Source organism: Dolichospermum sp. UHCC 0406, from assembly GCF_009712025.1.
Classification (GTDB): Bacteria; Cyanobacteriota; Cyanobacteriia; order Cyanobacteriales; family Nostocaceae; genus Dolichospermum; species Dolichospermum lemmermannii.
In genome coordinates this window covers 168376-181847 of record NZ_VILA01000007.1, presented here as the reverse complement: position 1 = coordinate 181847, position 13472 = coordinate 168376, and the positions used below count along the sequence as shown (strand labels likewise).

The 13472-nt window shown below is 38.1% G+C and carries 15 protein-coding genes and 1 rRNA gene; 6 read left to right on the top strand and 10 right to left on the bottom strand.

The window, feature by feature from the left end; translation table 11 throughout:
• Positions 1-123: ribosomal RNA gene (locus FJR09_RS07950) — 16S ribosomal RNA — on the bottom strand; the annotation flags it as partial.
• 423 nt (positions 124-546) lie between these two features.
• Between FJR09_RS07950 and FJR09_RS25805 the strand changes: the two genes are divergently transcribed.
• Positions 547-681 (top strand): hypothetical protein, encoded by a 135-nt coding sequence (locus FJR09_RS25805; protein ID WP_256369476.1) that lies wholly within the window; start codon positions 547-549, stop codon positions 679-681.
• 85 nt (positions 682-766) lie between these two features.
• On the opposite strand, the gene FJR09_RS07945 is transcribed toward FJR09_RS25805, so the two are convergent.
• Entirely contained in the window at positions 767-2575 is a 1809-nt protein-coding gene (locus FJR09_RS07945; RefSeq protein WP_015078847.1) for a proline--tRNA ligase, read from the bottom strand.
• 204 nt (positions 2576-2779) lie between these two features.
• Here FJR09_RS07945 and FJR09_RS07940 point away from each other — a divergent pair, with 204 nt between their 5' ends.
• From FJR09_RS07940 to FJR09_RS07930, 3 genes are all read left to right on the top strand, one after another.
• Entirely contained in the window at positions 2780-4162 is a 1383-nt protein-coding gene (locus FJR09_RS07940; RefSeq protein ID WP_174782874.1) for a 1-acyl-sn-glycerol-3-phosphate acyltransferase, read from the top strand.
• Positions 4163-4494: 332 nt separating this feature from the next.
• The gene (locus FJR09_RS07935; RefSeq protein ID WP_015078849.1) at positions 4495-4737 is read left to right on the top strand and encodes a hypothetical protein; all 243 of its coding nucleotides are present in this window, start codon (positions 4495-4497) and stop codon (positions 4735-4737) included.
• Positions 4734-5180 carry a type II toxin-antitoxin system VapC family toxin gene (locus tag FJR09_RS07930; RefSeq protein ID WP_015078850.1) on the top strand — a complete coding sequence of 149 codons (447 nt, stop codon included), beginning with the start codon at positions 4734-4736 and terminating at the stop codon, positions 5178-5180. The genes FJR09_RS07935 and FJR09_RS07930 overlap by 4 nt, the downstream gene beginning before the upstream one ends.
• Positions 5181-5350: 170 nt before the next feature.
• Here the strand turns inward: FJR09_RS07930 and FJR09_RS07925 are convergent, their stop codons facing one another.
• The 7 genes from FJR09_RS07925 to cysE form a co-directional block, all read right to left on the bottom strand.
• Positions 5351-5896: a (2Fe-2S) ferredoxin domain-containing protein gene (locus FJR09_RS07925; protein ID WP_015078851.1), complete on the bottom strand. Its 546-nt coding sequence runs from the start codon at positions 5894-5896 to the stop codon at positions 5351-5353.
• A 139-nt stretch (positions 5897-6035) separates the two neighbouring features.
• Positions 6036-6239, bottom strand: a complete 204-nt coding sequence (nifT, locus tag FJR09_RS07920; RefSeq protein WP_015078852.1) for a putative nitrogen fixation protein NifT — start codon at positions 6237-6239, stop codon at positions 6036-6038.
• Positions 6214-6501 (bottom strand): nitrogen fixation protein NifZ, encoded by a 288-nt coding sequence (locus FJR09_RS07915; RefSeq protein ID WP_015078853.1) that lies wholly within the window; start codon positions 6499-6501, stop codon positions 6214-6216. Before FJR09_RS07915 ends, nifT begins: the two co-directional genes overlap by 26 nt.
• A complete protein-coding gene (gene nifV / locus FJR09_RS07910) occupies positions 6491-7621 on the bottom strand; it encodes a homocitrate synthase (protein WP_015078854.1) in 1131 nt (376 codons plus the stop codon). The genes FJR09_RS07915 and nifV overlap by 11 nt, the downstream gene beginning before the upstream one ends.
• Before the next feature lie 446 nt (positions 7622-8067).
• Positions 8068-8274, bottom strand: coding sequence for a DUF2949 domain-containing protein (locus FJR09_RS07905; RefSeq protein ID WP_015078855.1), 207 nt, complete (start codon positions 8272-8274; stop codon positions 8068-8070).
• A 270-nt stretch (positions 8275-8544) separates the two neighbouring features.
• Entirely contained in the window at positions 8545-8799 is a 255-nt protein-coding gene (locus FJR09_RS07900; protein WP_041458242.1) for an Asr1405/Asl0597 family protein, read from the bottom strand.
• A gap of 28 nt (positions 8800-8827) precedes the next feature.
• Positions 8828-9559: a serine O-acetyltransferase gene (cysE, locus tag FJR09_RS07895; protein ID WP_168650715.1), complete on the bottom strand. Its 732-nt coding sequence runs from the start codon at positions 9557-9559 to the stop codon at positions 8828-8830.
• A 689-nt stretch (positions 9560-10248) separates the two neighbouring features.
• Between cysE and FJR09_RS07890 the strand changes: the two genes are divergently transcribed.
• On the top strand, positions 10249-11040 hold the full coding sequence (locus FJR09_RS07890) for a CsgG/HfaB family protein (protein ID WP_148766451.1): 792 nt from the start codon (positions 10249-10251) through the stop codon (positions 11038-11040).
• A 109-nt stretch (positions 11041-11149) separates the two neighbouring features.
• On the opposite strand, the gene FJR09_RS07885 is transcribed toward FJR09_RS07890, so the two are convergent.
• Entirely contained in the window at positions 11150-11641 is a 492-nt protein-coding gene (locus tag FJR09_RS07885; protein WP_168633343.1) for a DUF2141 domain-containing protein, read from the bottom strand.
• Positions 11642-11846: 205 nt separating this feature from the next.
• On the opposite strand from FJR09_RS07885, the gene ilvA reads away from it, so the two are divergent.
• Positions 11847-13358 (top strand): threonine ammonia-lyase, biosynthetic, encoded by a 1512-nt coding sequence (gene ilvA / locus FJR09_RS07880; protein WP_015078860.1) that lies wholly within the window; start codon positions 11847-11849, stop codon positions 13356-13358.
• Positions 13359-13472 lie beyond the last annotated feature (114 nt).

Sequence of the window (13472 nt, the reverse complement as noted above, 5' to 3'; positions counted from 1 at the left end):
GAAGGTAGATTCTTACGCGTTACTCACCCGTCCGCCACTAAATCCCTAAAGATTCCGTTCGACTTGCATGTGTTAAGCATACCGCCAGCGTTCATCCTGAGCCAGGATCAAACTCTCCATTTTGTTTCTTTCGAGTTTGTCGGCTCCGAAATTAGTTAAAATCTCGAATCCTCTTTCAATTATCTTGACGACGAGGATTGGTTTAATCTATTCTTTCAAAGTATTATTTTTTCTCGGTTCAGTTGCCGTGAGTTGTTTTCTTTCTCCGGCACTCAACTAATATAGCAATCCTTTCTTTTCCTGTCAAGGGGGTTGGGAAAATATTTTTTTTAGGCAATACCTTAGCCAATTTACGAGGGTGAAACAATGATAGTAGTCTGTCAATCCAAAAATGACGGGTAAAGGCAAGCAGGGGGAGAAGAGGGGCAGGGGGAGTAGGGGAGGGAAAAACAGAAGTTTTTTCCGATCATTTATTGCGTATTTACAGGTATATCTAATACTACCCTAAATCTATTAAGTAGGTTGGCGTTAAAAATTATTGTCGTTATGGCAAGGAAACAGGAAAGAGGCACTCATGCAAGAGTGAAGAAGTTTTGGGCGATTTTACTTTTCTTGACACATTTTGGTTTTTCTCAGCCTACTTACTTAAAAATTGCCGGTTTGAGTGAAAATGATCTATGATGATGGCGGGCAAGACTTGTACTGAGCTTGTCGATAGCGCAGCGTGGCGTTAGCCATAGTATGCCCACCCCACAAGAGTTGAATTTTAACGTTCTATTGCCTCATTAATCCATTGTTGCAATGTATTGATGACTTCCTCAATGACAATTTCTTGAGATTCACGATTTGCGCGTTTTACGACTTCAACTTTACCATTTGTAATCGCTCTTCCCGTCACTATTCTAAAGGGAATCCCGATTAAGTCTGCATCTTTGAATTTAACTCCTGCACGTTCATCTCTGTCATCTAATAACGTTTCTACCCCTGCTTTGTTCAGTTCTGTGTAAAGTTTTTCGGCGACGGCGATCTGTTGGGCATCTTTAATGTTAGGAATTGTGATAATGGCGTGATATGGTGCGATCGCTACTGGCCAAATTATGCCATCTTTATCATAGGATTGTTCAACGGCTGATTGTGCTAACCGAGACACACCCACACCATAACAACCCATAACTAAAGGCTTTTCTTCTCCTTGTTCGTTGGTATAGGTTGCACCCATGGCTTGGGAGTATTTTATCCCTAGTTGGAAGATGTGACCGGCTTCGATGCCTCTAGCTGTTTGTAGGGTTTGGCTTGAGTCGTGAAGTGAGCGATCACCTAATTTTGCCTTACGAATATCTACGGTTAGAGCAGGTAATTTAAATTGCTCATTCCAATTTGCGCCAACTACGTGAAAACCGCTTTCATTTGCACCAGTAACAAAATTCTTTAACTCCACCGCAGTTTGATCTACCAACCGCACAAATTGAGAATTTACCTGTTTACTTCCCGCAATATAATCATCAGCAATGTCTGGTGCGATATAACCTAAAGGTAAAGATTTAGCTTGCCACGTTTCTTGGGCTTCGGCATTGGGTACAGTTAAAGTCAGAATGGTTTTAGCACCAAATTGAGGAGCTAATTTAGTTAATTCATTTTGTAATTTAACTTCATTGATTTCCTGATCTCCGCGAATATTTATCAACACCAAAACAGTTAAACCGTTATCATAGACAAGTTGATATAAAACGTTTTTGACAATTTGGGTAGGAGAACACTTGAGGAAATTACAAAGTTTTTCAATTGTATCAATTCCCGGAGTTTCCCGTTTTTCGTAAGTTGTAAAAGGTGAAGTTTCCGCTTCCGCTGCTAAAGAAACTGCTTTTTCTACGTTAGCCGCATATTTACCATCTTCAGTATAGAGAACCTCATCTTCTCCCGCATCTGCTAAGACCATAAATTCTGTCGAACCAGAACCACCAATAGCCCCAGAATCAGCTTCCACAGCCCGAAAAGCTAAACCAGAACGCCGCAACATATTACTATAAGCAGTATACATTTCCCGGTAAGTTTTCTGCAAACTTTCCTCATCAGCATGAAAAGAATAACCATCCTTCATAATAAATTCTCGTCCGCGCATTAAACCAAACCGGGGACGAATTTCATCACGAAATTTAGTTTGGATTTGATATAAATGTACAGGTAATTGACGATATGAACGAATCATATCACGGGCAACAGTAGTAATTACCTCCTCATGAGTTGGTCCTAATCCTAATTGTTGTTCTCTTCTATCAACCAAAGAAAACATAATTCCTTCAGCCTTAGTATAAGTATCCCATCTTCCCGACTCTTGCCATAATTCCGCAGGTTGTAACTGCGGTAATAAACATTCTTGTGCGCCAGTAGCATTCATTTCTTCGCGCACAATTTGAGAAACCTTTTGCAAAACTCGCCACATTAGGGGAAGATAAGCATAAACCCCACTACCAATGCGACGGATATATCCGGCACGGAGTAATAATTTATGACTAGGGATTTCCGCATCAGCAGGATCATCCCGTAGTGTAACAAATAACATTTGTGATAATCGCATTCTTTTTACCTTTACTTGCTAATTTTTCAAATCAGTTACATCTAAAATATTTTCATCTAGTCAAAAAAGTTTTGTAGTCAGGACTTACAACCTAAACCACAAAATGAATTCATCTATTTCTTTGCGTCTTTGCTCCTTTGCGTCTTTGCGCGAAACAATACTCTTTCCATCTAACTTGAGGAGATAACTACCTTGTCTGAAGCAATGTATCAAGCACAACCACCCTTAGAATTTATTCCGCCAGCTTTTAACCCCTTGTTGTTAAATTTGGTACATCTAGTGCTACCTAACTGGATTCGGTGGAAAACACCGATTAGCAACATTGAAGCAGACAACGTTGAAACTTTGGCGGATTGCTATCAACGGTTTCAGGATGGTAAAATCCGGTTTATGTTGGCGTTTCGTCATCCTCAAACAGTAGACCCTCTTTGTTTAACTTATTTATTGTCCCAAATCTTGCCTAAAGTAGCACGAGTTGGGGGTACACGGCTACAATATCCACTTCATGCCCATTTTATCTATGATCGGGGAATTCCTCTTTGGGCTGGTTCTCACGTGGGTTGGGTAATTTCTCACTTGGGGGGAACTCCGATTCAACGCGGTAAAGCCGATTGGACTGGGTTGCGTTCCGCACGGGATTTGTATGCTAATGGTCAGTTTCCGATGGCTGCTGCGCCAGAAGGTGCTACAAATGGTTTATCGGAGATTATTAGTCCTTTAGAACCGGGTATCGCACAGATGGGTTTTTGGTGTGCGGAAGATTTACAAAAAGCGGGAAGAGATGAGGAAGTTTTAATTGTACCAATTGGCATTAAATATAGTTATGTTAATCAGCCTTGGGATAATATAGCAAATTTGTTAACTGAATTAGAAGCGGCTAGTGGTTTATTGGTAAATCAAGAGAAAACTGAGGCTTCTTTTGCTGCGCTTTATCCCCGATTATTAGGGTTAGCTGAACATTTATTATCGGTAATGGAGCAATTTTATACTAAATTTTATCATCAAACATTGCCAGATGAAAAGATTACTAATGAGGAAATTACAGATAGAAATGAGGCTTTAGCTTATCGGTTACAAGCTGTAATGAATATCGCTTTATTTATTGCTGAACAATATTTTGATTTACCATCTAGAGGAAATTGGAATGATAGATGTAGACGGGTAGAACAAGCAGGTTGGAATTATATATTTAGGGAAGATTTTAAGGATATTAAATTATTATCATCTATTGATAAAAGTTTGGGAGATAGAATTGCTGAGGAAGCATATTTTCGGATGTGGCACATGAGGTTAGTTGAGAGTTTTGTAGCTGTTTCTGGGATTTATATCCGCGAAAAACCAACGGTGGAAAGATTTGCAGAAATGACTTTACTTTTATGGGATATGGTGAATAAAATTAAGGGGAATATTCCTTTAAATCGTCCACAATTGGGTAAGCAGCAGGTGAAGATAACTGTGGGTACACCAATTTCTGTTTCTGAACGTTATCCGGTTTATAAAGGTAGTCGGGTTGCTGCTAGACAATCTGTGGCTGAGTTGACGAGTGATTTGCAGCAGGTTTTGGAGGGTTTGGTGGAGAAGGGATGATTTTTTGGTAATTTGGCTAGTTGTTTACATAATTTTAATCTTGTCAGAATCAGGATATCCAGGATTTGAGGATTTTCAGGATGTAATTTTTTGCTTATTTATTAGTTGTTGATAATTAGGATAGAGAAATTATACTTCATGAAGCATCATCACCCGCCTGGGAATTTATTCCCAGTCTTATAGCGAAAGTCCGTTAAAATGGACTAAAAGAATTTTGCAATAAACATCCTGTAAATCCTTTAATCCTGGATATCCTGATTCTTACAGTTTAGGGTTTATAATTGATATACAGTGTAATATTGCCTATAACCTAGTAAATGACATAAATAATTATGAATATACAACTTGTTGACTCCCTTGTAGAAATTGTTTCCAAATTAACTCCCGACGAAAAACAACTTTTCCAAGAAAGGCTGATTTATCAGGATTTCAACAAACAAACTAAAAAGCCTTTAACCTCTGAAGAAAGATTAAAACTTTGGCAAGAGTGGATAGAAAAAGCTCCTCAAAGTTCTGTTAATCTTCCTGATGAAGCACTACGTCGAGAAAACATTTATGATGATAGAGGAAGATGAGTAATTACTTATTAGATACCAATATTCTGTTACGTTCAAGAGATATAACATCTCCAGATTTTCATTTAGTTGATAAAACAATTAAATATTTAATATCTAATAATCATCAATGTTTTATTACCTCTCAGGTAATCATTGAATTTTGGGTTGTTGCTACTCGTCCTGTTAATGTTAATGGATTAGGATGGACTGGAAAACAAACAACTCAAGCAGTACAAATGCTAATAAATCAATTTGATTTACTAGAAGAGATACCAGATGTATTTTCTATTTGGTTGAACTTGGTGACAACATATAATATTTCTGGTAAACGCACTCACGATATACACATATTAGCCGTGATGCTTGCTCATAATATCAGCCATATTTTAACTTTAAACCCCAAAGATTTTATAGCTGTTCCAGAAATTACGATTATTCATCCTCAAAGTATTAATAGCTAAGAATATTGTGAATAAAATTATCCTGTAAATCCTTTAATCCTGGGTATCCTGATTCTGTGCCTTCAATAATAGTAGAGGCAGAGCCTCTGTTATAGCATTCCCAGTCAGAGACTGGGAACGAGATAATGCGATGTACTTTTGGCAACGATTTTATCAGATATATTGACAAGTTAACTCAAATGATTCTCTAGCAAGGACGCTATGGCTTCTGGATGAGCTTTTTTGTATTGTTTTTTACCTAACATTAAAACACAATTGGGGGCGCTGCTACAGCGTTTTTGACAATCGGTATGTTCAATAGTTACTTTATCAGATAAACCGCGATCGCCCAAAGTTTTTTCTAAGTCTGATAATAACCCCTTTCCACCCCGTTTCAGACAACCAGATTTTTGACATACCATAATCTTGGCTTTAGGTTGAGGAAGAGGAAGCGGATTTTTGATCAGACAAAAACCCACTGCTTGAATTTGATAAGCTTCGAGTTTTAATTTCCTGTTACGGGGGTTTAATTTACTAATAGCATCTATATGAATTTGCTCACCAGGGACTAAAGATAAACCTATAGAACAACGTAAATTTTTAGGAATTTTAATTTTGATATTTCCCCCAGGAATTGCTAACTGTAAATGTTTACATTTCTCGGTTTTTTTACCTGCAAAACCTAAAAACTGTCCTTCAATATTCAATTCCGATAAAGCCAAATATTTTTCACCCATTTGCGATAACCCAATTTTTTCAAGAGAAAATTTAATAACTTAGGAGTCAGGAGTCAGGAGTCAGTAGTCAGAAGCAAGAAGAAAGAAGGAAGAGGGAAAAGAGATTTTACCTTTTACCTTCTTGGTATTGATGGGAATTTTAAGAAAGACGTTTAGCTTCCACTGTTACTGGTAAACGACTTTTATCGGGAAATTCACTAAATTCTAATTCCCAACCATTAGTTAAAGTGAGAATTTTACCTGCTGCACCATCTGTTTCTTTAACTACTTCTTCTTCTAAGTCTTTTTTAGGGACGTAGACAACTAAAGTACCAGCATCATTCATTCGGAGCATTACTTTCATGTGTTTCCTCAGCAGATTCTAGTTCTCTTTTTCGACAACCGATGATGTACCCTGTTTCCAAAAAATGTACAGCATAGATATAATAAGCTTGCAAAAATGTACCAATGCTGGAGACATAACCAACATCACCAATTTTGGCTAAAACTTCCCCAATTTCTCTACCTGGAAAAGTTCCATCGTTTTTGATTAGTTTCTTAACTCGAACTTTTTGACCAATTTCAAAAATGGGTTGCGAGTCCAGTTCTATTTCATCACGTTGCATGGGAATACCTTTTTTCGCTGACTAAATTTAATAATTCTTCTGTAGTGAGACTGCGTTTTCTGAGGATTGATTGCTGACGGACTACATCTAAAACAGCTTGGGTTTCTTGAGAATCGAGAAAGATGCCATGCTGTTCTAATAGATTAGATAATGAATGCCGACCAGAATGTTTACCTATGACTAAACGCCGTTCCCAACCTACATCTTCAGGAGCATAAGGTTCATAAGTAACTGGGTTTTGTAATACACCATGAGCATGAATACCAGACTCATGAGCAAAGGTATTTTCACCCACAATTGCTTTCCAAGGTTGAACATTAGCGCCGGAAGCTTTAGCGACTAATTGAGATAGTTTTAACAAGTGTTGAGTCTGAATTCCCAAATCAACACCGTAAATACATTTTAGAGCCATAATTACTTCTTCCAAAGCTGCATTTCCGGCTCTTTCTCCTAGTCCATTAACGGTAGTATTTACAGATACAGCACCAGCTTTGATTCCGGCTAAAGCGTTAGCAGTTGCTAGTCCAAAATCATTATGAGTGTGAATCTCAACAGGAATTGATAGAGTTGATACTAAATGCTTAACTTTAAGGTGAGTTCGGAAGGGATCAAGTACCCCAACTGTATCACAAAACCGAAACCGAGATGCTCCCCATTCTTGTGATAACATGGCAACATCTTGGAGAAAGTTTTCGTCGGCTCTAGAAGAATCTTCGCCACCAACTGATACCCAAAGACCTTGATCTAATGCGAAGCTAATACAGTCTTTTAGTTTTTGTAAACTTACTCGCCATTGCCCATGAAATTTAGCGGCAATTTGCACTCCAGACACAGGAATAGCAATATGTACTCGTTCGAGTCCACAGGCTATAGAAGCTTTAATATCTGAGATAACAGCCCGATTCCAACCTAATAATTTAGCTTGTAAATCTAAGTTACGAATGGCAACAATGGCGCGAATTTCTTCTTCTCCCATTGCCGGAATTCCTACTTCTAATTCATGGACACCAATGGCATCGAGAAATTGTGCGATCGCTACTTTTTCTTCTAAGTTAAAAGCAACACCTGCTGCCTGTTCCCCATCACGTAATGTCGTATCATTAATCATGATTTGATACATTTTCAAGGTCCCTCTAGCGGAGTTTTTTGTAATATCCTTGTTCGCTACAATTTTTCATGGTGGTAGATGGGCAATAAATTCTTAATTGAGCGAATAAATCATGATTCATGATTTACGATCCTTAATTATTAATCAAATATTGCTGTTGCATCTGTATGACAAGAAACAAAAAATAAGTATAATTTATCCAATGTTTTTCGTGGTATTATTTGTGAATTTTGTTAGTAGCCAATAACCCATACAAATATTAGTAAATCCTGTAAAAAATAACATACTTATGCCAGCAATTAAGCTAGTAATCATAATTTTCACCTCATAGTTTCACTATTACACTGCGGCGGAAATAAGATAACCATTAAAAACCATTAAAAAGCTTGTATGATCCGCTTTTTTAATTATTAATTTTTAATTTTTAATTCCGCCTTGCGGTACTGGTAATTTTTCATCTACCTTAATTCATGGTGTTCTGCCAGCCAATCAAAAATCCTGTCTAGTTGTTGTAAATCCACTAAACCATATTGCCAAAGCAGCATCGGTAAGGGTCCATGATTGAACTCAGGATGTCGCGTTGCTACCGCAATATCAGCCTGGGAAAGTGCTAGTTCTTTTTGAAGAAATTGCAGTAACTTTCTATCAATACTATTAATCACCATAATTGGACATTGACAATTGAAATCAACATAAGGTACAAGTTATTCCCATCAGCAATTACTAATTTTTTTTAGTTTTAGCAAACTGGGTGAACCTTAGCTTATGTGAATTATCTTGAATATGCAAGATAGTTTGTGAGTGAATAATGACTTGAGATAAATCAGACTTGCATCAAGAATTAATCTTTGATATGCTTTTGATTAGACATTCTCAAAATCATCAATGGTAATTGGTAATACCAATCAAAAAAACATGATTGTTTCCAGCAATCTTTACTCAACACCGTTACACAAACAATTCTCTAACCACTTCACCAATTGATGACGAGAAGCAAAAAATTGCATTAATGTACTGCGAACAAGAATCGCTTCTTGGAGGTTATTAACTTGCACGCGCAAAGACCCATCCGGGGGACAGGAACAGGAAATCATCAACTCTTGCAAACGGTGATAAATACACCATCTATCACCTAAAGGAATCTGCAAAACTTGTTCACCGACAGTTAAAAACTTACAATTGTGTGACATTAGTAATTCAAGATTTATGAAATTGACGTTATTGATCATCTTGGTGATGATTGGTGAGAGTTTGGACTTGTTGTTCTAATTGCTCAATCCGCAAGAGTAAAGAACGAATCATACCTGCTTCTATATCGGGTAATTTGCCATGTTCTAAGGGAGAAATGCGATTATGAGACTTAGGAGCAATAATCCGTCCAGGAATGCCGACTACAGTGGCATCTGGAGGCACATCACCCAAGACAATTGACCCTGCACCGATGCGGACGCGATCGCTAATTTGAATATTTCCTAATACTTTCGCACCCGCACCAACTATCACATTATTACCTAAAGTTGGATGACGTTTACCGCTTTCTTTGCCAGTTCCTCCCAATGTTACACCCTGATAAATGAGTGTATAGTCTCCCACAATAGCAGTTTCACCAATCACAACACCCATGCCATGATCAATAAATACACCCTTACCAATTTTTGCCCCTGGGTGAATTTCAATACCTGTGAAAAACCGTCCCCAATGAGAAATCAACCGGGGAATAAAACTCACCTTGTGGATATGTAACCAATGTGCAAGACGATGTAAACAAAGAGCATGAAATCCCGGATAACAAAATATAACCTCTAACCAATTACGTGCTGCTGGATCACGCTCAAAAATAATCTGAAAATCACTGATTAATGGTTCTAAAAAAAGTCTAGAACTTTCATTTTTTCGGAGCTTTGTATTTACAGTCTCGGTTTTACTGATCCTGTTTAATGACTGGTGCATTGGTACTGTTAGGTAAAAAAATCCTGTACTGTTTTCATGCTTATATCAGATAACTCCCCAGCAGCAGAAATTATCAATGCAGATTAGATTTATTAAATTTATTAAGCTTGTACTCAATAGGTTTAAACCCCTATGTAACAGAAATTTACATTTTTTATTGGGGTAGGGGTACTAGCTTTTGATTACAGGGGTACTTGTATTTTCGGCTTAGGGATGCAGCTTTTTTGCACTCAAAATAAATCTCTTAACCTGTCAGCCTTTACAGCTATTTAGGCAAGATATTTTTCCATATCTTCAATTGTACTCATTTGCTGATAACCGTTGTCTTGATGACAGTAAATATAGATTTTATGTATTGCTGACTACTACTATTATTCTATAGTTCTGGTAGTTGAAAATTGGATTTCTTCATTTTGTTTTAGGATTTGTTTGCTGGATATGGGGATACAAAAATTAAAACAGGGAAAGTTTGAATATAACCTTGAACCCATAGTCCGAAACCCATATTTTGTTAGCACTTTGACAAAATGGCGAAGGTATTGTTATTTACCGTAGATTATGATACAGTCTCTAGCTATTGATCATTGTTATAGCAATTCTGGCTTCATTGCTATATGGCTCGAATTCTATAGTTTGTTCATTCTGCTCATACCATCCCATCTGCTTCCTATTTGGAATGACTATAAATCATGAAAACATCTTCTCTTTATCAGAGCTTAAGTCGTAACACTGCAATTGCATTAGCAACCGTAACTTTGAGTTTGTCTATTGGTAGCCTGAATGCTTTTGCTCAAGAAAAACCTAGAATTTCAGTACCAGACTTCAAGAATGAAACTAACTCCAACTGGTGGTGGTGGAACAGCAATACATCTCAACAGTTAGCAGATGCCTTGAGCAATGAATTAACATCAACAGGAAAATTCACCGTTGTTGAGCGACAAAAGTTAGGAGCAGTCCTTTCCGAACAAGAACTTGCTCAAGCTGGATTAGTTCGCAAAGAAACCGGGGCAAAAAAGGGAGAACTGACCGGGGCAAAATATATTATTCTGGGCAAAGTAACTGCTTATGAAGAAGGAGTTAAGAAGGAATCCGGTGGACTAGGGATAAGCGGGATTAGAATAGGTCGTTTTGGTCTAGGTGGTGGCACCAGGAAAGAAAAGGAAAAAGCTTATGTTGCTATTGATTTGCGTGTTGTGGATTCCAGTAATGGAGAAGTAGTTTATTCCCGTACTGTTGAAGGACTTGCTACTAGTGAATCTAAGAGCAATGCTGGTGGTATCAGTTTTTCTGGTATTAATATTGGTGGTGATAATCAAAAAACAACCAAAGCCCCTGTCGGTAAAGCACTTCGCGCAGGATTGGTCGAAATCACCAATTATCTAAGCTGTGTAATGGTTGATAAAGGTAGCTGTGTAGCTGAGTTTGAAAAGAAAGAACAGCGTCGTCGTGAGAATACTCAAAAAGTTTTAGAATTGGAATAAATGGTGTAACTGTTCATTTTTTCCTAGGGAAAAAGGATTAAGAAGGAATATAAATTTGATGCAGCGTAACCCACTGTTAATTAATAATTGTAGGTTACGCTGTCTCTAGCTAAGAACCAAAGAAATATTTCATCTTAATCTTAATATCAGTATTAGTTTTAGATACAGTAACAGCCGAATCATTAAACTTAGGAGGTCCGGTTAAAACCTCTGGATTTTGAGAAAATCCAAAACCTTCTGTGGGCATACCAAAAGAATTAGTATCAAGATTACTATTGCCATTGGCATCATGGATTAATGCAACAGCATAATTACCTGGTTTTAAATCCTTAAAAATCAGTTTTTGAGGCATTTCTGTAATTTTAGTACACTCGGATTGCCAAGCCTTTTTACTATCACCAGGAAATCCTTTACTTTGATCAAAAAGAGTAGCACAAATTTGTCCAGATTTGTTTTTCAATCCTTCTACTTCAATCGTCAGACTACTAGTCAAATCTGCTTTAGCACTAGCTAAAAAGAGAAAATTTCCCAAAATAGGGAGTAGTAATATTAATCCCCGGCTTGACGCTTGACCTAACGCGATATTTAACTGTTGCTTCATTAATTTACCCTCTATTAAATAGAACTATTATCTTACCCAGAAATGTTGTCAATTGGGATTTTTATCAGCGACTAACAGCCGCAAAAATCTCTATTATAGCGAGTTTACCTGCTAATAGAGGGGCAAAATCATTTTCCAAAACCATCCTCTCCAACTAACCAACAAGCGGTAGAATTAACAACCAACCCCAATTGCACCCCTTGATATGTATTGCGACTACCTGGTACAAATCCTCACCGCCCGCGTCTATGATGTAGCCCAAGAAACACCACTAGAATATGCCCCGAACCTCTCCGCGAGGCTGAATAATCAACTCCTCCTGAAACGGGAAGATATGCAATCAGTCTTCTCCTTCAAACTGCGGGGCGCATATAACAAAATGGTCAATCTCACCCCAGACTTACTTGAACAGGGTGTCATAGCGGCTTCTGCGGGAAATCATGCCCAAGGTGTAGCCTTAGCTGCCAGTCGCTTGGGAACAAAAGCCATCATCGTTATGCCCGTGATTACGCCCCAGGTAAAAATAAATGCAGTCAAAGCGCGGGGAGGAGAAGTTGTCTTATATGGCAATAACTATGATGATGCTTACGCCTACGCCCGACAACTGGAAGCAGAAAAAGGGTTAACCTTTATACATCCCTTTGATGATCCGGAAGTGATTGCTGGCCAGGGAACAATCGGTATGGAAATCCTGCGCCAATATCAGCAACCCATTCATGCCATATTTGTGGCTATTGGTGGTGGTGGCTTGATTTCTGGTATTGCAGCTTATGTTAAACGGTTGCGTCCCGATATTAAAATTATTGGTGTTGAACCTGTAGACGCTAACGCAATGTATCAATCATTGCAAGCTGGCGAAAGAGTGCGATTGTCTCAGGTGGGTTTATTTGCTGACGGTGTAGCGGTGCGGGAAGTAGGAGAAGAAACCTTCCGCCTCTGTCAGCAATATGTAGACGAAATTATTTTAGTGGATACAGATGCCACCTGTGCGGCAATTAAAGACGTGTTTGAGGATACTCGTTCTATTTTAGAACCTGCGGGGGCATTAGCGATCGCTGGCGCAAAACTCTACGCAGAACGTGAACAAATTCAAAATAAAACCCTCGTTGCCGTTGCTTGTGGTGCTAACATGAATTTTGATCGTTTACGTTTTGTGGCAGAACGGGCAGAATTTGGAGAACGTCGAGAAGCAATCTTTGCAGTGAGAATTCCCGAAGCAAGAGGTAGTTTAAGAAAGTTTTGTGAATGTATTGGTAAGCGCAATCTCACAGAATTTAACTATCGCATTGCTGACCAAAAAGAAGCGCATATTTTCGTAGGTGTGCAAATAGAAAATCGTGCCGACGCTGCTAAAATGGTCGAAAATTTTGAATCTCACGGTTTAAAAACCATAGATTTAACAGATGATGAATTAACAAAACTGCATTTGCGTCACATGGTAGGAGGACATTCTCCCCTTGCAGAAAACGAACTACTTTATCGCTTTGAATTTCCCGAACGTCCAGGGGCTTTAATGCAATTTGTAACTTCTATGTCTCCTGATTGGAATATTAGCTTATTTCATTATCGCAATAATGGCGCAGACTATGGAAGAATTGTGGTAGGAATGCAAGTTCCCCCCCATGAAACAACAGAATGGCAATCATTCTTAGATAATCTTGGTTATCATTATTGCAATGAAAGCGATAATCCGGCATATAAGTTATTTTTAGGATGATTTCAGCTATTTTTAAGTAAATAAACCACATCTTATTTTTGTTTCGCGCAAAGGCGCAAAGGAGCAAAGGCGCAAAGGAAGAAATTAATTAATTTAAGCTGTGGTTTAAGTATG

Coding starts and splice junctions, on each gene's coding strand:
- FJR09_RS07900 (WP_041458242.1), bottom strand. CDS start 8,799: ATGTCACACAATTGTAAGTTTTTAACTGTCGGTGAACAAGTTTTGCAG.
- FJR09_RS07915 (WP_015078853.1), bottom strand. CDS start 6,501: ATGCAACGTGATGAAATAGAACTGGACTCGCAACCCATTTTTGAAATT.
- FJR09_RS07940 (WP_174782874.1), top strand. CDS start 2,780: ATGTATCAAGCACAACCACCCTTAGAATTTATTCCGCCAGCTTTTAAC.
- nifV (WP_015078854.1), bottom strand. CDS start 7,621: ATGTATCAAATCATGATTAATGATACGACATTACGTGATGGGGAACAG.
- ilvA (WP_015078860.1), top strand. CDS start 11,847: ATGTATTGCGACTACCTGGTACAAATCCTCACCGCCCGCGTCTATGAT.
- FJR09_RS07930 (WP_015078850.1), top strand. CDS start 4,734: ATGAGTAATTACTTATTAGATACCAATATTCTGTTACGTTCAAGAGAT.
- nifT (WP_015078852.1), bottom strand. CDS start 6,239: ATGAAAGTAATGCTCCGAATGAATGATGCTGGTACTTTAGTTGTCTAC.
- FJR09_RS07935 (WP_015078849.1), top strand. CDS start 4,495: ATGAATATACAACTTGTTGACTCCCTTGTAGAAATTGTTTCCAAATTA.
- FJR09_RS07925 (WP_015078851.1), bottom strand. CDS start 5,896: ATGGGTGAAAAATATTTGGCTTTATCGGAATTGAATATTGAAGGACAG.
- cysE (WP_168650715.1), bottom strand. CDS start 9,559: ATGCACCAGTCATTAAACAGGATCAGTAAAACCGAGACTGTAAATACA.
- FJR09_RS07885 (WP_168633343.1), bottom strand. CDS start 11,641: ATGAAGCAACAGTTAAATATCGCGTTAGGTCAAGCGTCAAGCCGGGGA.
- FJR09_RS07890 (WP_148766451.1), top strand. CDS start 10,249: ATGAAAACATCTTCTCTTTATCAGAGCTTAAGTCGTAACACTGCAATT.
- FJR09_RS07945 (WP_015078847.1), bottom strand. CDS start 2,575: ATGCGATTATCACAAATGTTATTTGTTACACTACGGGATGATCCTGCT.
- FJR09_RS25805 (WP_256369476.1), top strand. CDS start 547: ATGGCAAGGAAACAGGAAAGAGGCACTCATGCAAGAGTGAAGAAGTTT.
- FJR09_RS07905 (WP_015078855.1), bottom strand. CDS start 8,274: ATGGTGATTAATAGTATTGATAGAAAGTTACTGCAATTTCTTCAAAAA.